This is a genomic window from Fuscovulum sp., from assembly GCA_035192965.1.
In the GTDB taxonomy this organism is placed as follows: domain Bacteria; phylum Pseudomonadota; class Alphaproteobacteria; order Rhodobacterales; family Rhodobacteraceae; genus Paragemmobacter.
In genome coordinates this window covers 2,492,739-2,516,077 of sequence record CP136571.1, presented here as the reverse complement: position 1 = coordinate 2,516,077, position 23,339 = coordinate 2,492,739, and the positions used below count along the sequence as shown (strand labels likewise).

22 protein-coding genes are annotated in these 23,339 nt (G+C 64.3%); 7 read left to right on the top strand and 15 right to left on the bottom strand.

Annotated features, from left to right (window positions below):
* Positions 1-115: 115 nt before the first annotated feature.
* Entirely contained in the window at positions 116-1,564 is a 1,449-nt protein-coding gene (gene guaB, locus RSE12_12365) for an IMP dehydrogenase (protein ID WRH64814.1), read from the bottom strand.
* 141 nt (positions 1,565-1,705) lie between these two features.
* Between guaB and RSE12_12360 the strand changes: the two genes are divergently transcribed.
* The gene (locus RSE12_12360; protein ID WRH61179.1) at positions 1,706-2,404 is read left to right on the top strand and encodes a type 1 glutamine amidotransferase; all 699 of its coding nucleotides are present in this window, start codon (positions 1,706-1,708) and stop codon (positions 2,402-2,404) included.
* A gap of 135 nt (positions 2,405-2,539) precedes the next feature.
* Here the strand turns inward: RSE12_12360 and RSE12_12355 are convergent, their stop codons facing one another.
* Both RSE12_12355 and RSE12_12350 read right to left on the bottom strand, forming a co-directional pair.
* Positions 2,540-3,532, bottom strand: coding sequence for a tellurium resistance protein (locus tag RSE12_12355; protein ID WRH61178.1), 993 nt, complete (start codon positions 3,530-3,532; stop codon positions 2,540-2,542).
* Positions 3,533-3,617: 85 nt separating this feature from the next.
* Entirely contained in the window at positions 3,618-4,406 is a 789-nt protein-coding gene (locus RSE12_12350) for a phytanoyl-CoA dioxygenase family protein (GenBank protein WRH61177.1), read from the bottom strand.
* 85 nt (positions 4,407-4,491) lie between these two features.
* On the opposite strand from RSE12_12350, the gene RSE12_12345 reads away from it, so the two are divergent.
* Together RSE12_12345 and speB are read left to right on the top strand one after the other, a co-directional pair.
* The gene (locus tag RSE12_12345) at positions 4,492-5,409 is read left to right on the top strand and encodes a LysR family transcriptional regulator (protein WRH61176.1); all 918 of its coding nucleotides are present in this window, start codon (positions 4,492-4,494) and stop codon (positions 5,407-5,409) included.
* A gap of 3 nt (positions 5,410-5,412) precedes the next feature.
* A complete protein-coding gene (gene speB / locus RSE12_12340) occupies positions 5,413-6,375 on the top strand; it encodes an agmatinase (protein ID WRH61175.1) in 963 nt (320 codons plus the stop codon).
* 33 nt (positions 6,376-6,408) lie between these two features.
* Here the strand turns inward: speB and RSE12_12335 are convergent, their stop codons facing one another.
* The 6 genes from RSE12_12335 to RSE12_12310 form a co-directional block, all read right to left on the bottom strand.
* Positions 6,409-6,540, bottom strand: coding sequence for a hypothetical protein (locus tag RSE12_12335; GenBank protein ID WRH61174.1), 132 nt, complete (start codon positions 6,538-6,540; stop codon positions 6,409-6,411).
* Positions 6,541-6,688: 148 nt separating this feature from the next.
* Complete coding sequence (gene ugpC, locus RSE12_12330; protein WRH61173.1) at positions 6,689-7,774, bottom strand: sn-glycerol-3-phosphate ABC transporter ATP-binding protein UgpC; 1,086 nt, start codon at positions 7,772-7,774, stop codon at positions 6,689-6,691.
* Positions 7,775-7,789: 15 nt separating this feature from the next.
* Positions 7,790-9,415 carry an alpha glucosidase gene (locus tag RSE12_12325; GenBank protein WRH61172.1) on the bottom strand — a complete coding sequence of 542 codons (1,626 nt, stop codon included), beginning with the start codon at positions 9,413-9,415 and terminating at the stop codon, positions 7,790-7,792.
* A 14-nt stretch (positions 9,416-9,429) separates the two neighbouring features.
* Positions 9,430-10,560 (bottom strand): carbohydrate ABC transporter permease, encoded by a 1,131-nt coding sequence (locus tag RSE12_12320; protein WRH61171.1) that lies wholly within the window; start codon positions 10,558-10,560, stop codon positions 9,430-9,432.
* The gene (locus tag RSE12_12315; protein WRH61170.1) at positions 10,560-11,552 is read right to left on the bottom strand and encodes a sugar ABC transporter permease; all 993 of its coding nucleotides are present in this window, start codon (positions 11,550-11,552) and stop codon (positions 10,560-10,562) included. The genes RSE12_12320 and RSE12_12315 overlap by 1 nt, the downstream gene beginning before the upstream one ends.
* Positions 11,553-11,690: 138 nt before the next feature.
* On the bottom strand, positions 11,691-13,043 hold the full coding sequence (locus tag RSE12_12310) for an ABC transporter substrate-binding protein (protein WRH61169.1): 1,353 nt from the start codon (positions 13,041-13,043) through the stop codon (positions 11,691-11,693).
* Between the two features lie 263 nt (positions 13,044-13,306).
* Between RSE12_12310 and RSE12_12305 the strand changes: the two genes are divergently transcribed.
* From RSE12_12305 to RSE12_12295, 3 genes are read left to right on the top strand one after another with little or no spacing between them, the layout of a single operon-like run.
* Positions 13,307-14,350: a substrate-binding domain-containing protein gene (locus RSE12_12305; protein WRH61168.1), complete on the top strand. Its 1,044-nt coding sequence runs from the start codon at positions 13,307-13,309 to the stop codon at positions 14,348-14,350.
* A gap of 3 nt (positions 14,351-14,353) precedes the next feature.
* Positions 14,354-15,673, top strand: coding sequence for a GH1 family beta-glucosidase (locus RSE12_12300; GenBank protein WRH61167.1), 1,320 nt, complete (start codon positions 14,354-14,356; stop codon positions 15,671-15,673).
* 14 nt (positions 15,674-15,687) lie between these two features.
* Complete coding sequence (locus RSE12_12295) at positions 15,688-16,665, top strand: ROK family protein (GenBank protein WRH61166.1); 978 nt, start codon at positions 15,688-15,690, stop codon at positions 16,663-16,665.
* 12 nt (positions 16,666-16,677) lie between these two features.
* Here the strand turns inward: RSE12_12295 and RSE12_12290 are convergent, their stop codons facing one another.
* Both RSE12_12290 and RSE12_12285 read right to left on the bottom strand, forming a co-directional pair.
* Positions 16,678-17,340 carry a dienelactone hydrolase family protein gene (locus tag RSE12_12290; GenBank protein ID WRH61165.1) on the bottom strand — a complete coding sequence of 221 codons (663 nt, stop codon included), beginning with the start codon at positions 17,338-17,340 and terminating at the stop codon, positions 16,678-16,680.
* Positions 17,337-17,969, bottom strand: coding sequence for a DNA-3-methyladenine glycosylase 2 family protein (locus RSE12_12285; GenBank protein ID WRH64813.1), 633 nt, complete (start codon positions 17,967-17,969; stop codon positions 17,337-17,339). Before RSE12_12285 ends, RSE12_12290 begins: the two co-directional genes overlap by 4 nt.
* A gap of 186 nt (positions 17,970-18,155) precedes the next feature.
* Here RSE12_12285 and RSE12_12280 point away from each other — a divergent pair, with 186 nt between their 5' ends.
* A complete protein-coding gene (locus RSE12_12280) occupies positions 18,156-19,376 on the top strand; it encodes an MFS transporter (protein WRH61164.1) in 1,221 nt (406 codons plus the stop codon).
* Positions 19,377-19,395: 19 nt separating this feature from the next.
* Here RSE12_12280 and RSE12_12275 read toward each other — a convergent pair whose 3' ends face one another.
* From RSE12_12275 to cimA, 4 genes are all read right to left on the bottom strand, one after another.
* Positions 19,396-19,851 carry a Hint domain-containing protein gene (locus RSE12_12275; protein WRH61163.1) on the bottom strand — a complete coding sequence of 152 codons (456 nt, stop codon included), beginning with the start codon at positions 19,849-19,851 and terminating at the stop codon, positions 19,396-19,398.
* Positions 19,852-20,132: 281 nt separating this feature from the next.
* Positions 20,133-20,930 carry a squalene/phytoene synthase family protein gene (locus RSE12_12270; protein ID WRH61162.1) on the bottom strand — a complete coding sequence of 266 codons (798 nt, stop codon included), beginning with the start codon at positions 20,928-20,930 and terminating at the stop codon, positions 20,133-20,135.
* Entirely contained in the window at positions 20,918-21,640 is a 723-nt protein-coding gene (locus RSE12_12265; GenBank protein ID WRH61161.1) for a class I SAM-dependent methyltransferase, read from the bottom strand. The genes RSE12_12270 and RSE12_12265 overlap by 13 nt, the downstream gene beginning before the upstream one ends.
* A complete protein-coding gene (cimA, locus tag RSE12_12260) occupies positions 21,640-23,271 on the bottom strand; it encodes a citramalate synthase (GenBank protein WRH61160.1) in 1,632 nt (543 codons plus the stop codon). The genes RSE12_12265 and cimA overlap by 1 nt, the downstream gene beginning before the upstream one ends.
* Between the last annotated feature and the right edge of the window lie 68 nt (positions 23,272-23,339).

Genomic DNA, 23,339 nt, shown 5'->3' with positions numbered 1-23,339 from the left:
CTATAACGCCATGGCGCGCAATCTATTCCAGACTGCGGCACCTATTCCTGACCTGCCATGAAAAAGGGGCGGGCATCGGCTGCCCACCCCTCATTTCAATGCAAAAGAAATGGGCTCACCCCACCCGATAATTCGGGCTTTCGCGCGTGATCTGCACATCATGGACGTGGCTTTCCTTCAGCCCCGCTCCGGTGATCCGCACGAATTGGCAGTTGGTGCGCATATCCGCCACGGTGGCATTACCGGTATAGCCCATCGCCGCACGCAGGCCGCCGACCATCTGATGAATCACCGCCGCTGCCGATCCCTTATAGGGCACCTGCCCCTCGATCCCTTCGGGGACCAGCTTGTCGGACGCGGCATCCTTCTGGAAATAGCGATCCGCCGATCCCCGCGCCATCGCGCCCAAGGACCCCATCCCGCGATAGGCCTTGAACGACCGGCCATTCCACAAGATCACCTCACCGGGGGACTCGTCCGTCCCGGCTATGGCGCTGCCGACCATCGCACAGGACGCACCCGCCGCAATCGCCTTGGCGAAATCCCCGGAATACTTGATCCCGCCATCCGCAATGACCGGGATATCCCCCGCTGCACGGGCCGAATCCATGATTGCAGTCAACTGCGGCACACCCACGCCCGCGACGATGCGCGTGGTGCAGATCGACCCCGGGCCGATCCCAACCTTCACCGCATCCGCGCCTGCCCCAATCAGCGCCCGCGTCGCCTCAGCGGTGGCCACATTGCCCGCCACCACCTGCACGGTGTTCGACAGCTTCTTGATCCGCTCCACCGCAATCGCCACGCCCTCGGAATGGCCATGTGCCGTATCGATCACCACCATGTCGACACCCGCATCAATCAGCGCCTGCGACCGCTCAAAACCCGCATCCCCGACAGTCGACGCCGCCGCCACCCGCAGCCGCCCCAGCTCATCCTTGCAGGCCTGCGGGTTCAGCACGGCTTTCTCGGTATCCTTCAGCGTCAAAAGACCCGTCAGCTTGCCCGACCCATCCGTCACCAACAGCTTTTCGATCCGCCGCGCCTTCATCAGGCTGATCGCCTGCTCCCGGTCCACCGGTTCCCGCAGCAGCGCCAGATTTTCCGATGTCATCATCACCGATACCGGCGTCCGGTCATCGCTGGCAAAGCGCATGTCGCGGTTGGTCACGATCCCCAGCACCCGGCCCTGCCCATCCACCACCGGAAAGCCGGTGATGTTGTAGCGTTCCATCAACGCCTTGGCATCGGCCAGCGTCTGCTCGGGCGTCAGTGTGATCGGCGAATAGACAACGCCACTTTCAAATCGCTTCACCCGCCGCACTTCGCGGGCTTGCGCTGCGACATCCAGATTGCGGTGGATAACCCCGATCCCGCCCGATTGCGCCATGGCAATCGCCATCCGCCCTTCGGTCACCGTGTCCATCGCGCTCGACAGCAGCGGGATGTTCATGCGGATCGACTTGGTCACGAAAGTCGACGTATCCGCCTCGCTCGGCAACACGCTCGACGCGGCCGGAACCAGCAGGACATCATCAAAGGTAAGGGCCTCGCGAATCTCCATCACCGTCTCCATGGAAATGTCCGTTTGGCGGTTCCCCTTTTCACGCGTCCGTCAGGGATGCAAGGGCAAATCCCGGCCCTGCCCCCCTTGAACCCACCCCGCACCCATGCAGAGTGTCGCGCATAGGAAACAGGAAGCCCAATGCGCGTCGCCATCATTGAAAACACCCGCGTCACCCATCACGGACAGGTGGGCATCGCCCTGCATGAGGCGGCAGCCACGATCGACCTCTACAAGCCCTTCGCCGATGGCCGCCTGCCCGAACCCGGCAGCTTCGATGCGCTGGTGGTCTTTGGCGGCGAACAGTCCGCGCGGGACGATCACACCCATCCCTACCTGCCCGGCCTTGCGGCGCTGATGGCCGAAAGCGGCGCGCGGGGCCACGCAGTGTTGGGCATCTGCCTTGGCGCGCAACTTCTGGCGCGCGGCTTGGGCGCGGAAAACCGTCTCGGCGCCGCGCCGGAATTCGGTTGGTGCGATGTCACGCTCACGGACGAAGGCCGCGCCGACCTGGTTTTGTCACACCTGCCCGCGACCTTTCCGATCTTCCAATGGCATTCCGACACGTTCACCCTGCCCGATGGCACCACCCGCCTTGCAGGTTCGGGCATGGCCACGAACCAGAGCTTCCGCATCCACCGCGCCACCTATGCCATGCAGTTTCATTTCGAGGCATCCCGCGCCGTGGTGGCCGACTGGAACCGCCAGTTCCCTGATGCGGTGGAACGCAACAGCCCCGGCTGGCTTGACATCCACCATCCCGCCCATGCCCCGGAGGCAGGCGCTGCGGCAGATGCCGCAGGACTGGCGATTGCCCGTGCCTGGGTGGCATTGATCTGACCAAACAAGGCGAAATTTGACACAAATTTCGCGCCGTTTTCTGACGCAGAAAACGGTCCTCACCCCGCGCGCGCCTCCGGAATTTGCGTCAAATTCCGCTGCGAAGTCTGCGTCAGACTTCGCTTCCCCGGCCTTTCACGCCTCCGCCGCGTTGGTCTTTGCCGCCAACTGCCCGCTGCCCCACAGCGTGATCACCCGCCACGCGATCATCGGCACCACCCCCAGCGCCACCACCAGCACCGTCATCCCCGCCAGATCGAACCCCAGCGCAAACAGGGCCGAGGCATAGGCCACCAGCGGAAAGGTCAACGCCCCCCACATGGCGCTGAACCCCGCCTCCAGCACCCAGCGCCCTGAAATCACCAAGGCCAACAGGATCACCGTTGCCAATGCCAGCGCCAGCATGGGCAAAATCGGCATACCGACCCCCGCCCCCACCGTCGCCAAAAGGCTTGCCGGGGCCAGATGAATCGCCAGCAGCGGCCGCAGCGGCGCAGGCGGAATACGCCGCATCAGTTGCACCGCACTCGCCCCCCAGATCACCAGCGCCACCGCACCCGTCGTCCAGACCAGCACCATCGCCAATTCCGGCCAATCGACCCAGGGCGCGGCAATGCCCCCGACGATGAACCCCACGAAACTCAGATGCCAGCCGGGGTTCACCACCCGCGCCTCGCTCGGCAACCGGGTCAGCACCAGCACCGTCAAACCCGCCAGCACCAGATGCCCCAGCAGCGCCACAACTAGCACGGCCTGCGCCAGCCCCACCGCAAAAGGCGCCAGCGCAGCGGCCAAGGCCATCCCGCCCATGGTCATCGCGGCCAGCCCCATCCGCCCCGGCAGTACTTTCAGATCATCAAGCACCACCGACACCCGCCGCGCCATCTTTGCCCCATAGGCGAATACCGCATAGCCCCAAAGCAGCGCAACCGCGCCCAGCAGCAAATCCGCCAATCCCAAAGGCAACCCGGCCGCATCCAACCCGCGCCGCAGGGCCAACCCCAGACCGAACAGCCCAAGGATCACGGGAAAGACCGCAGGCGGTGTCCGGGCAAAGCGTGCAGGCCGGCGCGGCGGAAACTCCGGCGGCGGATAGATCTTCGGTCGCACCTGCACCCGTTCCGCCATGGCCCTGCCCCTTGTTCCGATGCACCAAGGCTAACCACTGCCGCGGCCCGGCGCAAACCGCGCGACGGGCCGCACCCGCGCCCATTCAGCACAGATAGGGAAACCAGTCCTCGCGCAGCTTCTCCCCCGGCTGCATCCCATGCCCCGGAAACGGGGGCGAGGTCGGCCCCGGCCGTTCCACATAGCGCGCATCATCCCCAACAAGCCGCAGGCTGAACGCCCGTCGCCGCGCGCTGCTCGTGTTGCCCCGCGCGCCATGCAGCGTGCGGTAATGGAAGGCAACAGCATCGCCGGGCTCCATCTCCCATTCCATCACGCGCATCCCTTCGGCATCCGGGTCCGGCACCGGAATGTAGTCATGCTCACCGGGGTAAAAGCTCGTCTCGCTTACCCAGCGCGTCGGCAGCACGTCCTTTTCCCACCGATGGCTTCCTGCCACACAGCGCAAGCTCGCCTCCTTCACCGGGTCCAGCGGCACCCAAAAGGAAACCGTCTGCCGCCCCTCGACAAAGTAATAAGGCCCGTCCGTGTGCCAGGGCGTCGGCTTGTTGGTGCCGGGCTCCTTGACCAGCACATGATCATGGAACAATTGCACCCGCTGCGATCCCATCAAGGCCGCCGCCGCCTCAGCCGCGCCCGATCCCCGGATCGCCTGCTCAAAGGCCCCGATCCGCGACCAGTTGCAGTAATCGTCAAAGAACCGCCCCTGCTCACCCGGCTTCAGCGTTGCCATCAGCTGCGGGCTGGGGCTGGCCATGTTCTCTTCCACGCCTGCGCGCAGCACCTCCACCCAATCGGCAAACAGTCCTTTCACCAGCACAACCCCGTCGCGCTGGTAATCTGCGACCATCGCATCCGTCACCACTGCCGCCATTTTCCGTCCCCTTGCGCTTCCCTCTCGACAAGTGCCACGCCCCGGCGATAGCTTCCAATAATATGTTCCGATACCAGCCATAGCCATGATCGCCGCCACCATCCGCCAGCTTGAATATGCCACCGCCACCGCCCGCTTCGGCGGCGTCACCGCCGCGGCCGAGGCGCTGCACATCTCGCAGCCCGCCCTGTCCGTCGCCCTCGCGCAACTTGAAGCGACGCTGGGCCATCCCCTTTTCCTGCGCCGCCCCGGAGGCCGCATCACCCCCACCGCCTTTGGCCGGGGCTGGCTGGCAGAGGCACAGGTCCAACTCGACGCCCTCACCCGCCTCATGTCGGGCGAAACGCCCGCCGCCCCCGTGCGTCTGGCCTGTTTCGAAGATCTGGCCCCCACCCTTTTGGCGCCTCTCCTGCGGAAACTCACCGATCTCGCCCCCGACATCGCGATCGAACCCACGGTCCTGTCGTTTGAATCCATCGCCGATGGCCTGCGTCAGGGCCGGATCGACCTTGCCATCACCTGGGACCTGGGGCTTGACGCGACCTGTGACCGGACCGTCCTGATGGAGGTCGCCCCTCACGCCATCGCTCCGGCGGACCACCCCCTCGCCCGGGCGGGCCGCAAGGGGATCACCTTGCAGGCCCTGTCCGAACATCCCCTGATCCTCGCCGATCAGGGCCTGTCCTTGGGCCATATGCGGGCGCTGTTCACAGCGCGGGGTCTGCCCTTCACCATTGCCCACCGCACCGCCACGCTCGATCTGATGCGCAGTTTTGCGGCCAATGGTCTTGGCATCGGGCTCAGCTACACCCGCCCCGCAGGGCGGCGCAGCCATGACGGTGCCCGCATGGCCACCCTGTCCATCACCGATGCCGGAACCGAACCGGTCATTCTTGCACGGATGGCGGGCAATGCCCTGCACCCGCCCGCCGCACGGCTGGCCGATCTGATCCCGGCCCTGCTTACCCAATCCGAACCAGACCAGCCAGAAACGGACGCCTGACACATGACCGCGAATACCTATGACACGGGCCGCCTGAACCTGCCCTTCGTCGGCATCTCCACCTTCGGCAAACGCCCTTACATCGCTGACTGGTCAACGATTGACGCCGACGTCGCCATCCTTGGCGCGCCGTTCGATTTCGGCACCCAGTTCCGCGCCGGCGCGCGCTTCGGCCCCCGCGCCGTGCGCGAGGCATCGACGCTCTTCTCCTTCGGCCATGCCGGGGCCTATGACCACGAAGATGACTGCATGTATCTCGGCCCTGATGTCACCATCGTCGATATCGGCGATGCCGATATCGTGCATACCGATACGGAAACCAGCCACGCCAATATCGAAACGGGGGTGCGGGCCATCCTTGCGGCGGGCGCACTGCCTGTCACCATCGGCGGCGATCATTCCATCAACATCCCCTGCATCCGTGCGTTTGACGATCAGGGGCCGATCCATATCCTGCAAATCGACGCGCATCTCGATTTCGTCGACATCCGCCACGGCGTCCGCCACGGCCACGGCAACCCGATGCGCCGCGCGGCGGAAAAGGACTATGTCACCGGCATCACCGCCCTTGGCATCCGCAATGTCAGTTCCACCACCAAAGAAGGCTATGACGCCGCCCGCAGCATGGGCGACGATATCCTGTCGGTCCGTCAGGTGCGCAAACTGGGCCCGCAGGCCACCGCAGGCCGCATCCCGCCCGGCGCAAAGGTTTACGTCACCATCGACATTGATGGTTTCTGCCCCTCCATCGCGCCCGGCACCGGCACGCCAAGCCACGGTGGGTTTCTGTACTACGAGGTGCTGGAAATCCTGCAACAGGTCGCCCGCGACCATGACATCGTCGGCATCGACCTGGTCGAGGTTGCCCCCGATTACGACCGTGACGGCACCACAGCCATCCTTGCCGCGCAAGTGCTGCTCAATTTTCTGGGCTTCATCTTCCACGCCCGCAAACTGCGGGGCTGATCCGGACAGTCAGGCGCAGAAAGACAAGGGCGTTCAGCCCTTGTTCTTGTCCTGCGATGCCGAAATCCGCGATGCCGAATTGGCCACCACAACCACGGCGGCCTTGGGCTTTTCCTTCTTCGGCTTCTTAATTTCCTTGTTGGAACGCATTTGTCCTTTGGCCATGGGCCCATCCTCTCCGGCTCAGCCGGGATGGTCCTGTGACCAGATCGGCAAGGGCGCGCGCCAGATTGCGGGGGCAATGATCTGCACCCGCCGCTGTCCCATACCCTGCTCTGCGCCCCGCAACCGCCCCTGTCAACCGACCTGAGGCTTAGCGGTACAGAAGCGACTCTCCGTTGGCGAACAAATGCACCTTGTTGGGCTGCGCCGACAGCGTCACTGTCTGGCGCCGCAGATCGGCATGGATGCCCGGCAGCTTTGCAACCACCTGCGCCGCCTCACCCTGCTTCTTGAAATAAAGCAGCGTGACCTCTCCCAGCGCTTCAGTGAATTCCACCTCGCCGGTGAACATCCCCTCAGCCCCGGTTTCCAGAAAATCCTCGGGCCGCACGCCGATATTGACCTTCAATCCCTTGTCGGACGCCTGCGTCGGCACGTTCGATCGGGCAATCCCGCCATTGGCCAGCCGCACCACGGTCTCTGCCCCGGTCTCGATCACCTCGCCGGGCAACAGGTTCATCGACGGGCTGCCGATGAACTGCGCCACAAACTCATTCCGCGGCCGCTCATACAGTTCCAGCGGCGCGCCCACCTGGCTGATGCCGCCCCCGGCCAGCACCACGATCCGGCTGGCCAGCGTCATCGCCTCCACCTGATCATGGGTCACGTAGATCATGGTGGAATTGGGCATCTGTTCCTTCAACTGTGCAATCTCGATCCGTGTCGCCACCCGCAGCGCGGCGTCAAGGTTCGAAAGCGGCTCGTCAAACAGATAGACCTTCGGGTCGCGCACGATCGACCGTCCGATTGCCACACGCTGCCGCTGCCCACCCGAAAGCGCCTTGGGCAAACGGTCCAGATAGGGCGTCAGCTGCAGGATCTTGGCCGCCTTGTCGACGGCGGCGTTGATCTCGGCCACGCTCTTCTTGGCAATCTTCAGGGCGAAGGCCATGTTGTCGCGCACCGTCATATGCGGGTAAAGCGCATAGGATTGGAACACCATCGCGATGCCGCGTTGCGCGGGCGGGATCTCGTTCATCCGTACCCCGTCGATGGAAAAATCCCCGCCCGTGATCCGCTCCAGCCCCGCGATCATCCGCAGCAGGGTGGATTTCCCACAACCCGACGGCCCGACAAAGACGATCAATTCGCCCGTCTTGATATCAAGGTTGATGTCCCGCAGAACCTTCACCTCGCCATAGGCCTTTTCGACATTGACCAGCTTCAGTTCCGCCATGGCCCATCCTCCCCTTTATGCCTTACGTGCGATGCAGCAGCCCCAACCCGGCAACCGCACCTCTCCCGCCGTTGCAGCGATGCTGCCCACGGCCTCCCCGATCTGTTCCCAGCGTCCCTCGGGCAAGCGGACCTCTGCCGGTGTCTCCCCCAGATTGAACGCACAGAATATCGTCTCTGCCCCTGACCGGACAAAGGAAAACACCTCGCCCGTCGCGGCCCAATCCGTCATCGCCCCATCGCGCAGCACCGAATGCCCCGCGCGGAACGCCAGCACCGCACGATAGTGGTGCAGCATCGACTTCGCATCCGCCTCTTGCGCCGCCACCGACAGCGGCCGATGCGGCGCTGTCACCGGCAACCAGGCCCGTTCGGCGCTGGAAAACCCGCACAGCGCATTGTCCGTGGACCAGACCATTGGCGTCCGGCACCCGTCGCGGCCCTTGAACTCGGGCCAGAACTCGATGCCATACGGGTCCTGCAATTCCTCAAAGGCGATCTCAGCCTCAGGCAGCGCCAATTCCTCGCCCTGATACAGGCAGACCGATCCGCGCAGACACATCAGCATGGTCGCGTAAGCCCGTGCCCCCGCATCCGACAGGCCCCAGCGGGTGACATGGCGCACAGTGTCATGGTTGGAATAGGCCCAGCAGGGCCAGGCATCCGGGGCCGCCGCCGCCAGCCGGTCAAAAGTCCGCGCCGCCAGCCCCGCCGTCAACCGCGCCGGTTGCAGCATCTCGAACGGGTAGCACATCTGCACCTTGTCCCCGCCGCTGGTGTATTCGGCCATGATCTCAAGGCCCCGCTGGGCATCGCCCACCTCCCCCACCGCCGCCGCGCCAAAGGGCTCCAGCACCGCGCGGAACTTCCGCAGAAACTCAAGGTTCTCGGGCTGGTTCTTCGAAAACAGATGCAGTTGGTGGTTGTAGGGGTTCACGCTCGGCGCGATGCTGTCATTGCGCAATTCCTTGGGCAAAGACGGGTTATCGCGCAGATACTTGTCGGCGAAATAGAAGTTGATCGTGTCCAGCCGGAACCCGTTCACCCCCCGCGCCAGCCAGAACCGCGCCACATCCAAAAGCGCCTCCTGCACCGGTGCGTGATGCAGGTTCAGGTCAGGTTGGCTGGTCAGGAAGTTGTGCAGATAATACTGCTCGCGCCGCCCATCCCAGGCCCAGGCGCTGCCGCCAAAGACCGACAGCCAATTGTTGGGCGGGGTGCCGTCCGGTTTCGGCTCTGCCCAGACATACCAATCCGCCTTGGCGTTGCCGCGGTCCTTGCGGCTTTCCGCAAACCACGGATGCTTGTCGCTGGTATGCGACAACACCAGATCGATCATCACCTTCAGGCCCAACTCGCCTGCCCGTGCCACCACCCGATCGAAATCGGCAAGGCTGCCGAACATCGGATCGACGTCGCAGTAATCCCTGACGTCATAGCCGAAATCCTTCATCGGGCTGGTGAAAAACGGGCTGATCCAGATCGCATCCGCCCCCAGCGCTGCGATATGGGGCAGCCGCTCGACCACGCCGCCCAGATCGCCAATCCCGTCGCCATTGCTGTCCTGAAAGCTGCGGGGGTAGATCTGATAGATCACCGCCCCGCGCCACCAGTCGGCATCATGGCCGATCACGTCCGTCATTCTTTCCGTCTTTCTCACTTCACCGATCCGGCCAGCAGGCCGCGGACCAGATATTTCTGCATGGCAAAGAACACCGCCAAAGGCACCGCAATACTGATGAAGGCCGACGCCGCAAGGATTTCCCAATCCCCCCCGCGCGATCCCATCAACTCCTTCAACTGCCCGGTCATCACCAGCTGATCCTGCGTCGATCCAAGGAAGACCAGCGCCACCAGCAGGTCATTCCAAGTCCACAGGAACTGAAAGATCGCAAAAGAGGCCAGCGCCGGGAAAGACAGTGGCAGAATGATCTTCAGGAAAATCTGGAAATCCGTCGCCCCATCCACCCGCGCGCTTTCAATGATGTCGCGCGGCAACCCGGCCATGTAGTTTCGCAAAAGATAGATCGCCAATGGCAGGCCAAAGGCGCTGTGCGCTAGCCAAATCCCCAGATAGCTCTTCCCGATCCCCGCCTTCAGGTGCAACTGCAACAACGGGATCAGCGCCAATTGCAGCGGCACCACCAGCAACCCCACCACCGTGGCAATCAGCAAGGCCCGCCCCGGAAAATCCATCCAGGCCAGCGCATAGGCAGCAAAGGCCGCCACAAGGATCGGGATCACCGTCGCCGGGATTGACACTGTCAGCGTATTCAGGAACCCGCGCCCCAACCCTTCGGCATTCATCACCCGCACGAAGTTTTCAGTCGTGAAGCTGGGCGCTTGCGTCGTGGTCACAAAGATCCGCTCTCCGCGCGTCCCCTCAAACGGCGCAGCCGAGGTCAGGCGATAGCTGCCATCCTCCTGCACTGTCAGCTCATAACCGTCGCTCGTGGTCGCCACGCCCCCGGCCTCCACCGCCGCAGGCTCCCGCGATGTGGTGCCAAAGGCGCTGACAAAGCCCTCCGCCCCGTCAAACACATTGCCGGAAATGACGTAAAGCCCGCCCTCTTGAACCGCCGTATCCGGCCCGCCCGCGCGATACTGCAGCGTAGCCTCTTGCGGGAACATCGACTGCCACCACCCGCTTGTCAGGATCTGATCCCGGTCGCGAAACGATGATACCAGCAACCCGAAGGTCGGGATCGTCCACAGCAGCACCAGCACCACTGCACACAGGTTCACCGCCCAGGTCAGGCTCGACTTCTGGCCAACGATATTGTCCATCAGCGCATCTCCTTGCGGGCGTTCCGGATGTTCCAGATCATGATCGGCAGCACCAAAAGCATGATCACGATCGCAATGGCCGAGGCGCGGCCACTATCCTGCCCACGCACCAGCCAGTCATACATGTAATTGCCCAGCACCTGCGTGCCCCATTGCCCGTTGGTCATGGTCAGCACGATGTCGAACACCTTTAGCACGGTGATGGTGATCGTGGTCCAGACGACAAGGATCGTCCCCCAGATCTGCGGCACTTTGATCTTGAAAAACAGCTGCAACGGCGACGCGCCATCCAGAATGGCCGCCTCAATGGTTTCCTCGGGAATACCACGCAGCGCCGCCGACAGGATTACCATGGCGAACCCGGTCTGAATCCAGATCAGCACCACCATCAGCAGGAACGAGTTCACGATATCATGCGTCAGCCACGTCTCCGGCGCGCCACCAAAGGCTTCGACAATCGCGTTCAAAAGCCCGATCTGGTTCTGCCCCTCGGGCCGGAAATCATAGACGAACTTCCAGATCACCGATGCGCCCACAAAGGAAATCGCCATGGGCATGAAGATCATCGCCTTGGCGAAATTGCCCCAGCGGATCCGGTCCGTCACTGCCGCCGCCACCAGCCCGAAAAAGGTAGAAAAGGCCGGCACCACAATCAGCCACAGGATGTTGTTGCGCATCGATTCCAGAAACTTGGGATCGTTCACCATCCACACATAGTTGTCCGCGCCCACGAACCGCTGCCCGCCGGAATCCATCACCGACAGATAGATCGACCAGACCAGCGGATAGACCAGATAGAGCGCCAGCAGGATCAGCGCCGGCAGCAGGAACAACCACGGCCGTATCGCATTGGCGCGGTTGATGTTGCGGCTGATATTCGGGCCCGAGGCCGGCAGCATCCGGTCCAGCAGGATGTTGCTCAGGAAAAAGTAAAGAAGACAGCCCCCGACACCAATCACAATGGTCGTGGCAGCACCAAAGAACTGTTCCACGGGTAGACCCTCCTCCCAAAGCGTCCAGAAAATACATCCGGCATATGCAATTCCGCCGCAGCGCACTGGGCCACGTCAACCGGGAAAAACATTTCGGATAGAAAAAGGCCCGCCGCTTCACGCGGCGGGCCCATCTGATTACTGCAGCGAGTCCCAGGTCGACTGGATCGAGTCAGCCACTTCCTGCGCCGACTTGCCGCCGACATAGTCGACCATCCCGGTCCAGAACACGCCCGCACCAACGCCACCCGGCATCAGGTCAGACCCGTCAAAGCGGAAGGTCGTCGCGTTCAGAAGGATGTCGCCCATTTTCTTCAGCGTCGGGTCACCATACAGATCGGTGTTCACGCCCTTGTGCGGGGTCAGGAAGCCGGTCTGGTTCATCCAGACTTCATGCGCGATCGGCGTGGTCAGGTACTCGATGAACGCGCGACCCGCTTCCGATTCCTTCATCAGACCCATGGTCGTGCCTGCACCCAGAACCGGCTGGCCCAGATCCTGCTCGGCAAAGGCCGGGAAGTAGAAGAAGTCAGCATCCTCGCCGATCACGGTGCCTTCCGGGAAGAAGGACGGGATGAACGACGCCTGGCGGTGCATGTAGCACTGCGGCGGCGATGCAAACAGGCCCTTGGGGCTGTCACGGAAATCGGTCGACGCGACCGAACCCGCACCACCCGACACATAGGCATCGTTCTTGGCAAAGGCACCGAACTGGTCGATGGCATTCACCACAACCGGATCGTTGAACTTCAGCTCGTTCGACACCCACTTGTCATAGTTTTCCGGGGTGGTCGTGCGCAGCATCATGTCTTCGACCCAGTCGGTCGCAGGCCAGCCCGTCGCACCGCCCGAGCCCAGACCGATGCACCACGGCGTGCCGCCATCGGCGACGATCTGATCGGTCAGCGCCTTCAGCTCTTCCATCGTGGTCGGAACGGCATAGCCCGAATCTTCGAAATTCTCGGGCACGTACCAGACCAGCGATTTCACATCGACCTTGTAGAAGAAGCCGAAGGTGTTCGCCGCGCCGTCGGTGCCCGGGAAGGTCACCAGATCAACCCAGGACTGACCGGCTGCATAGTTGTCCTTGGTCCACTGCACGATTTCCGGCGACATCGGCAGAACCTGCCCTTTCGCCGCCATCCCGCGCATCAGGCCGGGCTGCGGGAACACCGCAACATCCGGAGGCGATCCCGCTTCCGCATCGATCACCACCTGCTGCTCAAAGCCTTCGGCGCCGATGTATTCCACATCCGCTCCGGTCGCCGCCTCGAAATAGGCGATCACGCTCTGGAACAGCTCCTGGTCAACGCTCAACCACGGCCCCAGCACGGTGATCTTCTGCCCGTCGAGATTGTACTTCTCGTCGAACGCCGTGTAGCTGGCCCAGTTGAAATTGCCTTCGCCGATGGGGAACTTCAGCTCTTGCGCCGAAGCAGCACCCGACAGAAGCGCAAGCGCAGCGGCGCTTGCCATAAACTTTGCTTTCATTTCATCCTCCCGATTCCCCGCCCTCTGGCGGGGCTTTAACCAACTGCGATCAGAATCACTCCCAAACCGCTTTGGATGGCGCACAGTTGCCGATCCCAATTCTCAAGTCAATTCAAAGCGCGTTGGTTACGGTCACATCGCTTGCTTTTCGCACTGATCCTCGGCGAAAACGTTTTCTCAAAGGCTCTGTTAATCTTTGACCTTGACAGACGGCTTGTCTAACCTGTCCCCGAATTGAAACCGTTTTGGATGCGCGCGCTGCCATGAATCTCAAGGAACTGGCCACGAAACTGGGCCTCTCGCCCACGACCGTCAGCCGCGCACTCAACGGCTACCCCGAGGTGAACGAATCCACCCGCGAACGCGTCATGGCCGCGGCCAAGCGCCACAACTATCGCCCCAACACCCGCGCCATCCGGCTGGCCACGGGCCGCGCACTGGCCGTGGGCCATGTGATCCCGCTTGCCACGCGGCATGAAATCGTCAACCCGATCTTCGCAGATTTCATCGCAGGCGCGGGCGAAACCTATTCCCGCAACGGCTATGACATGATCATGTCCGTCGTCCCGGACGAGGCTGAAGAACAGGCCTACCGCGATCTTAAATCGCGCGGCACGGCGGACGGCGTCATCCTGCACGCCCCCCGCATGAACGATCCCCGCATCCCCCTGCTGCACGAAATCGGCATCCCCTTTCTTGTGCATGGCCGCGCCACAGGAACCGAACTTCCCTATTCCTGGGTCGATGTGAACAACCGCCGCGCCTTTCAGCGCGCCACCGAGTTCCTGCTCGATCTGGGTCATATCCGCATCGGCCTTGTGAACGGCCTCGAATTCATGGATTTCGCCATCCGCCGCCGCACCGGTTACACCGATGCCCTCGCCGCGCGCAATCTTCCCCTCGACGCAACCCTCATGTCTTCGGATGAGATGACCGAAGTCTCGGGTTACCGCGCCGCCTCTGCCATGCTGGACCTGCCCGCGCCGCCCACCGCCTTTCTCGTCGCCTCCATGATCTCGGGCATGGGCGTGCGCCGCGCGATCGAAGAACGCGGCCTGAAGATGGGCCGCGACATATCCGTGATCATCCATGACGACGATCTGTCCTACATGAAGAACGGCGGCGACGTGCCGATCTTCACCGCCACCCGGTCGTCGGTCCGCGATGCCGGCCGGATCGCCGCCGAAATGCTGCTGGGCATCATCGCCAATCCCGGCGGCGGCCCCGAACATCGCCTGCTCGAGGCGGAATTGATCATCGGTCAGTCCACAGGACCGGCCCCCCGCCCTGCTTCCTACAAGGTCTGACCCATGTCGCTCTCCCGTTTCGATTTTCCGGAAGGTTTCCTGTTCGGAGCCGCCACCGCCGCCTATCAGATCGAAGGATCGGGCTTTGGCGGTTGCGGCCCCTGCCATTGGGATACCTTCGCCGCCACTCCGGGCAATGTGAAGCGCGCCGAAGACGGCGGTACCGCCTGCGACCACTTCCACAACTGGCCGGCTGATCTCGATCTGCTGCGCGCGGCCAATATGGACGCCTACCGTTTCTCCACATCCTGGGCGCGGGTCATGCCCGATGGCGTGACCGTCAATCCCGAAGGCATCGCCTTTTATGATCGGCTGGTCGATGGAATGCTCGAACGCGGCCTGAAACCCTTTCAGACGCTCTATCACTGGGAACTGCCCTCGGCCCTGGCCGACAAGGGCGGTTGGACCAACCGCGACACCCCCCACCGCTTTGCCGATTTCGCGGAAACCATCACCCGCACGCTGGGCGACCGTGTCGCCTCCATCGCCACGATCAACGAACCCTGGTGCGTGGCTTGGCTGTCGCATTTCATCGGCGCACATGCCCCCGGCCTGCGCGACATCCGCGCCGCCGCCCGCGCCATGCACCATATCTGCCTCGCCCATGGCCTCGCCGTGGACCGCCTGCGCAGCATGGGCCAGCCGAACCTTGGCATCGTGCTGAACTTCGATTTCTGCCAACCCGCCTCTGACAGCGCCGAAGACATTCGCGCCTCTGCCCGCGCTGATGGCATCTTCAACCGCTGGTACATCGAAGGCATCACCCGCCAGACCTACCCTGAAGTCGTGCTCGAAGGCCTCGCCCCCCATATGCCCGCCAATTGGCAGGATGACATGGCGCTGATCGGCCAGCCGCTCGATTGGCTGGGGATCAACTACTACACCCGCCACATTCAGGCCGCCGCCCCCGGCACGCCCTGGCCGTCAATCCGTGAAATCCCCGGCCCCCTGCCCAAAACCCAGATGGGATGGGAGATTTATCCCGACGGCCTGCACCATTTCCTCACCCGCATGGCGCGCGAATACGTGGGCGACCTGCCGCTGTACGTCACCGAAAACGGCATGGCCAATCCCGATCTGCCCGATCTGCCCGATCAGGTCCGCGAAGATTTCCTCTTCGCCCATCTTGCCGCCACCAAACGCGCCATTGCCGATGGGGCTAACGTCAAAGGCTTCTTCTACTGGTCGCTTCTGGACAATTACGAATGGGCCGAAGGCTATGAAAAACGCTTCGGCCTCGTGCATGTCGACTTCGCCACCTTGAAGCGCACCCCGAAAACCTCCTATCACGCCCTCGCCCGCGCATTGGCGCGGAACGACTGATCGGAGCGCCCACCATGTCCCTCGTCCTCCTCGCCGATATCGGCGGCACGAATACCCGGGTCGCACTGGCCGATGGCACCATGGTGCGCCCCGCCAGCATCGCGCGCTTCTCCAACGCCGAATACAAGGCCCGCGGTCAGGACATCGCCCATATCCTGCGCGACTACCTCGCCACCAGCGGGGAAAGCCCGGATGGCGTCTGCGTCGCCGCCGCAGGCCCGGTACAGGACGGCACCGCCACCATGACCAATCTCGATTGGGTGATGGATGGCGCCAAACTCACCGCCGCCACCGGCGCGCGTCGCGTGGCCATCCTGAACGACCTACAGGCACAGGGCCACGCCTTGGGCCACATCGCCCCGGCCAATCTGCGCCCCGTCATTCCCGGCCCCGCCCATCCCGGCGCGCCCATGCTGGTGGTTGGCCTCGGCACCGGCGTCAACGCCGCCCCCGTCCACGGTCAGGGCGCCTCGCGCGTTGTGCCGCCTTCGGAATGCGGCCATGTCAACATGCCCGTCCGCAACGCAGAAGACCTGCGCCTGCTGCAATTCATCGAAACCCGCCTCACCGCACAGGGCGAGGTTCCCCATTGCGGCGTGGAAGAGGTGCTTGCCGGTCGCGGCCTTGCCAACCTGCACGCCTTTGCGGCGGTCGAGGCTGGCCAGCCATCCGAGAAATCCTCAGCCGAGGTTCTCACCGCCCTCGCCGCAGGCGAACCCACCGCCACCCATGCCGCCCGGCTCTATACCCATATTCTTGCGCAGGTGCTGGCCGATCTGGCGTTGATCCACTTGCCCTATGGCGGCATCTTTCTCATCGGCGGCATGTCCCGCGCTATGACCCCGCATTTCCCGCGCTTTGGCCTTGCGGAAACCTTCCGCGAAGCCCGCCGCGTGGACCTGCTGCAAAAGGATTTCTCGGTCACCGTGGTCGAAGACGATTTCGCAGCCCTCACTGGCTGCGCGGCCTTCCTGCAAGCCACCACCGCCTAAGGCAGATCGCCCCTACCCCGGCAGCCGCTCTTTCAGGAACTGCAAGGTCACGCCCAGCCCATCGGGCGCGATCCCATGTCCCGTGCCTTTCATGACATGGCCAAAGGTGTCGAACCCCGCCGCGACCAGCGCATCCCCCGCCAGCCCCATATCGGCAAAGGGCACCACCGGATCCTGATCGCCATGCACCAGCAGGACAGGCGGCTTCACCACGGCTTCCGCCGCCAACCGCTCCGGCACCAGCAACCGCCCGGAAATCGCCACCACCCCGGCAATCGCCTTATCGCGCCGCGTGGCCACATGCAGGCTCATCATCGCCCCTTGCGAAAACCCGACGAGGGCCAGCGCTTCTGGTGCCAACCCCTCTTCGGCCAGCCGGGCATCAAGGAATGCGTTGAACAGCGTCACCGATGCTGCCATCCCCTCGCGCGCCGCCTCTTCGGATGATCCATCCAGCCACGGGATAGGAAACCACTGGAACCCAAAGGGATTGCCGACACAGGGCTGCGGCGCGTCGGGGGCCAGAAACACCGCCCCCGGCAGATGCGGCGCCAGCACATCACCGATGCTCAGCAGATCGCCGCCATCCGCCCCATAGCCATGAACGAACACCACCATAGATGTGGTCCGCCCGCCCGCTGCCGCCTTCCGCTTGAATTTCAGCCCATCACTCACCGGATGCCCTCCCGTTCCTTTGCCACCCGGTAGTAGGCCCAGAGCAGCCGCGCCGCAACCGCCCGCCACGGCGACCAGTCTTCTGCCATCGCCCGCATCGCCCGCTCTGATGGCCGTGCCTCCAGCCCGAACAGCACCTTTGCCGCCTCCTGCAAGGCCAGATCGCCGGGGGCGAACACATCCGCCCGCCCCAGCGCGAACATCGCATAGATCTCTGCCGTCCAGCGCCCGATCCCCGGCACAGCCGTCAGCACCGCCACCACCTCGTCATCGGGCACATCGTGCAGCGCCGCAAAGTCGATCCCCGCCGCCGCCAGCGCCTGCCCATACCGCGCCTTCTGCCGCGACAACCCAACCGCGCGCAACTCATCCGCCGTGGCCACCGCCATCCTTGCCGGATCGCACAGCCCCGCCGCCTCCATCCGCGCCCAGATCGCATTGGCCGAGGCGACAGATACCTGCTGGCTCACGATGGCCGACAAAAGCGCCCGAAACCCTGCCGCGCTGCGCCGCAGCGGCAAAGGCCCGGTCAAGGCCAGCGCCCCGGCAAACCGTTCCTCCCGCGCGGCCAGCCAGCTCGCACCCTCTGCCACACAGGCCTCGGTCAGAATGATCCGCCCCACCCCCATCATATCCCTCCAGACCTTGCCCATTCACCTTGGCCCAAATACCCAATCCTGCGCCACCCCCAAGACCGCCCGCCGAAGATAGGCGCAACGGGCCGATGCGGGATCCCGGTCCCGCGCCACGCCACATATTCCCCCGCGTGTATTTGTCCCTTGCCCCCGCCGTACCAAAGTTTAACCCTTCGCCCTATGACCGACCTCGCCGCCCCCACCGACACCCGCGCCCGCCGCAATGTCCTCGTGCTCGTAGCCGCCCAGGCGATCCTTGGCGCGCAGATGCCGATGATCTTCACGATCGCGGGTCTCGCCGGGCAAAGCCTGGCGCCCAATATCTGCTGGGCCACCCTGCCCATCACCGCCGCCGTCATCGGCTCCATGCTCACCGCCACGCCCATCTCGGCCTTCATGCAGCGCTACGGCCGCAGCGCGGGCTTTGCCATCGGCGCGCTTGGGGGCGGCATCGGCGGGCTTCTCGGCGCCTACGCGCTTTCCACCTCGAACTTCGTGCTCTTCGTCATCGCGGCCCTGTTCACCGGCGTCTACATGTCGGCCCAAGGCTTCTACCGCTTTGCCGCCGCTGACACCGCCTCAGAAAGCTATCGCCCCAAGGCCATCTCGCTCGTCATGGCAGGCGGGCTCCTGTCCGCCGTCATCGGCCCGCAACTTGTAAAGCTGACCGCCGAATCCATGGCTGTCCCCTTCCTTGGCACCTATGTCGCCGTGCTGGTCCTGAACGTGATCGGCGTCTTTCTCTTCACTCTGCTGGATATCCCCAAACCGAAACCCGCCGTCGCGGGCGCATCGCAGGGGCGCAGCCGCGCGCAGCTGATCCGCACGCCCGCCATCGCGGTGGCGATGATCTGCGCCACGGTCTCTTATGCACTGATGAACCTCGTGATGACCTCATCCCCGCTGGCCGTCGTCGGCTGCGGCTTCACGGCGGGCAATGCCGCCGATGTCGTCACCGCCCATGTCCTTGCCATGTATGCGCCCAGCTTTTTCACCGGCCATCTGATCGCCCGCTTCGGCGCGGAAAAGATCGTCGCCATTGGCCTTGTGATCCTCGCCGCCGCCGGGGCCGTGGCCATCGCCGGTGTGGATCTCGCCAACTTCTTCGTGGCGCTAGCCCTTCTTGGGGTCGGCTGGAATTTCGGCTTCATCGGGGCAACGACCATGCTCACCGCCCACCCCTCGCCCGAAGAGAAGGGCCGCCTTCAGGGGCTGAATGATCTGGTGGTCTTCGGCGGCGTGACCGTCGCCTCTTTCTCGTCTGGCGGGTTGATGAACTGCTCCGGCGGCTCGGTTCAGGCGGGTTGGCAGGCGGTCAACTTCGCCATGCTGCCCTTCCTCGTGCTGGCCGGTGGCGCGCTGATCTGGCTCGCCCTACGCCCAAGCGACAGTCGCTCCTGATCGCCACCACCTAGAAAGCTCAGGCCGCCAGCGACAGAAGCCGCGCCTCAGCCACGCTCAGCGCCGGGCGGCTGTCGCGCGACGCATCGCCCACGGCAACCTGCAACCCTTCGGCCACCAAGGCACAGGCTGCGGCCGTCTGAATCTCAAACCACATGTCGGCAGGCGGCGCATCGATCAGACGCAGATCGGTGCCATTGACCAACGCACCCAGCGGGGCCAGCGCCTCTTCCACCCCGAAATAGGCCGCCAGCCGGTCACCCGCCACGACGATCATCTGATCCTCTGGCAACAAAAGCGGACTCGCCTGCCGCCCCCAGCCCCGCGCCTCACCCGACACGCAAACGACCTTGGCCCCAACCCGCGCCACCATCCGCCGGTCGATGACCGTCACAGCCACCGGCATTTCCCGGCAACAGCTCACGATATCTCCGGGTTTCAACTCTTCCACCGCGCGCCAACCGGTGGGTGTCATAAGGCGCGTTCCACGCAAAAAGCCCTTCGGCGACGCGACCACGTCTACATCGGCAGGAAGGATTGTCGAAACAATACTCATTATGTTTCCAAATCACCGCAAGCGGCCTATGGGCGGGGCAGGATTGACCCGTCTCCCGACAACATTGCCGGACATCCATGTTCTGAAACGGACACAAATCAGGATTTTGTAGGGCAATTACCCAAAAAACGCGGAAACATGCCGTGCTCCGATGCCCCGAACGGCCGCATGCCCTCTCTTGCTGGCCAGTCCCGCCGCCCTCAGGCGGCCCCGCCCCGCAGGCCAGCACGCAAAAGCCCGAATCGCCTTGCGAATTCCGACAGTTGCACCTGCCCCTCTGCCACCCGCTGCGGCTCGGCCACCACCATCTTCAACAGGGGCGCGGCTTGCCACCCAGCCAGTGTCGCAGGCCGCACCGCCCGGGACAGGCGACGCAGGCCCGCCCGCGCCGCTGCGATCCGGGCCAAACCCTCCTGCGCCAGCGCCGCCACCGCCTCGGGCCTGCCATCCAGCAACGGGATCCGTCCCCGCGCCTCCAGTTCCGGCACCGCGCGCAAATACCCCGCCAGTCCCGCCGCCCAGCCAAAGGCCCGCAGCGCCGCCTCATCCCCGGCCCCCGCCCCGAGCGCGCGCCCGGCCAGCCACATCAACCCCGCCCCGGTGTCCTCCAGATAAGTCTCCAGCGCCGCCGCATCGGCAAAGGCATCGCGGTACACATCCCAGCGCCGCGCCACGATCAGCCGGTCCATCACCTCCACCGGCAAACCGGCATCGCCGATTAACCCGGCCAAAGGCGCCGCCACCTCATGCGCCCGCGCCGGACGTCCTGCCTCGGCCTCTGCCACCACATCGCGCCACCATTGCAGCCGCATCTCGGCGATCATCGGCTCCGCCGTAACCCAGGGCGCCCGCGCTACCTCCAGGTTGAACGCATAAAGCACCAAAAGCCGCCCCCGCGCTGCCAGCGGTGCCGCCATTACCGCCGCAAAGCGATCCGCATCCCCCCGCGCCACCAGCGCCGCACAGGCATCTACGGACTCCGCGCTCAGCCCTGCCACCGCGCCACCGTCAACAGATACCCCGTCTCGCGCTTCACCCGCCGCCAATGCTCTGCCTCGCCCGCGCACAGGTCCAGCATCGCGGCGAGCGCTGCATCTGCCCCGCCGCGCAACGCCGCAATCCGCGCTTCCATTGGCCCGTAATAGGCCTCCCATGCCGCATCGCCCAGAACCCGCGTCCCAAGGCTCTCATAGCCCGCCGCCGCCACCGCGGATGCGATACCCGGAGCATCCCTGACCGGATAATCCTCCCAGAACGCCCGCGCGTCCTCTGACGGCGCATCGGTCAGAAAACTCGGCTCGGAAAAGGCCAGCACCCCGCCCGGCTTCAAGGCAGCCGCCATCCGCGCCAACCCCTCTTCCAACCCCAGAAAGTACAAGGCCCCGGCACACCAGATCAGGTCGAACGGCCCCGACGGATGCACCGCGAGCCGCCCCACATCCGCCTCCTGAACGCGCACCCGCTCTTCACCCGCAAACCGCGGCCGCATCTGCGCCACGAACCCCGGATGCGTGTCTATCGCCAGAACCCGCGCGCCCGGCACCGACAAGAGCGCGCCCACATCGCCGCCGGCCCCCGCCCCCGCATCGCAGATCGCCGCCCCCTCCGGCAGCATGGCCAGTGCCAGCGCCCAGGCCACGTCCTGAGCTTCCCCCGGCCCCTCGCGCGGCAGATCGCAGTGAACAGCGAAGAAGCTGTCCCAGTCCATCACGCGCCCTCTTTCACCGGCTGCCCCGTATCCCGGATCAACTTCCAGTTGATCGCATCCAGCAGCGCCTCGAAACTCGCATCCACGATGTTCGCGCTTACCCCAACAGTCGACCAGCGCCGCCCCTGACTGTCCTCGCTGTCGATGATCACCCGCGTCACCGCCTCGGTCCCCCCCTGCGTGATGCGCACCTTGAAATCCACCAACTTCATGTCGTCGATACAGCCCTGATAGGGGCCCAGGTCCTTGCCCAAAGCCTTGGCCAGCGCGTTCACCGGTCCCCGATCCGTGCCCGTCTCATCCATCGATTCCGAAACCGACAGCATCTTCGTCTCGCCGATCTTCACCACGACCACCGCTTCGGACAGGCTGACGATCTGGTTGTACTTGTTCTTCCGACGCTCCACCGTCACGCGGTAGCGCTTCACCTCAAAGAAATCCGGCAGCAAACCCAGTTCCGCCCGCGCCACCAGTTCGAAACTCGCCTGCGCGCCGTCATAGGCATAGCCCTGATCCTCGCGCTCCTTCACCACCTCCAGAATCCGGCCCAGCCGCGCATCCTTCGGGTCCACCTCGATCCCCGCCGCCGCCAGCCGCGCCCGCAGGTTCGACTGCCCGGCCTGATTGCTCATCGGGATCACGCGTTCATTGCCCACCACGGCAGGGTCGACATGCTCATAGGTGGACGGGTCCTTCAGGATCGCGCTCGCATGCAGCCCCGCCTTATGGGCAAAGGCGCTTGCCCCCACATAGGGCGCGCTCCGTAGTGGAACCCGGTTAAGCACATCATCCAGCTGACGGCTCACCCGCACCAACCCCGCCAGCGCCTCGCGCGTCACCCCCGTTTCGAAACGGCTGGCATAGGGCTCCTTCAACAACAGCGTCGGGATGATCGTCGTCAGGTTGGCATTCCCGCAGCGCTCGCCCAACCCGTTCAACGTGCCCTGAATCTGCCGGCACCCCGCATCGACGGCGGCCAGCGAATTGGCCACCGCATTGCCGGTATCGTCATGGCAGTGAATCCCCAGCCGGTCCCCCGGAACGCCTGCCGCAATCACCTCTGCCACCACGCGTCCCACCTCGGCGGGCAAAGTGCCGCCATTGGTATCGCACAGCACCACCCAGCGCGCTCCGGCCTCCAACGCCGCGCGCAGGCAGGCCAGCGCATAGCCCGGATCGGCGCGGTAGCCGTCAAAGAAATGCTCGGCATCCAGCACCGCCTCGCGCCCCTTGGCCACGCAATGCGCGACCGAGGCGCGGATCGCCTCCAGATTTTCCTCCAGCGTGCATCCCAGCGCAGTTCTCACATGAAACTCATGCGCCTTGCCCACCAGACAGACCGCCGGCGTCCCTGCATCCAGCACAGCCGCCAGCACATCATCATTAGCGGCCGACCGCCCGACACGCTTGGTCATCCCGAACGCCGTCATCACCGCCCGCGTCTTGGGCCGATCCGCAAAGAATTCGCTATCCGTCGGGTTCGCCCCCGGCCAACCACCCTCGATGTAATCCACCCCCAGCGCATCCAACGCCAAGGCGATCACCCGCTTCTCAGGGGTCGAAAACTGCACCCCCTGCGTCTGCTGCCCATCGCGCAGGGTGGTGTCGAACAGATACAGCCGCTCTTTCACGAACACGCCCCTTCATCTTGGCCCAAATACCCCGGGGGTAGCCGCCAAAGGCGGCAGGGGGCAGCGCC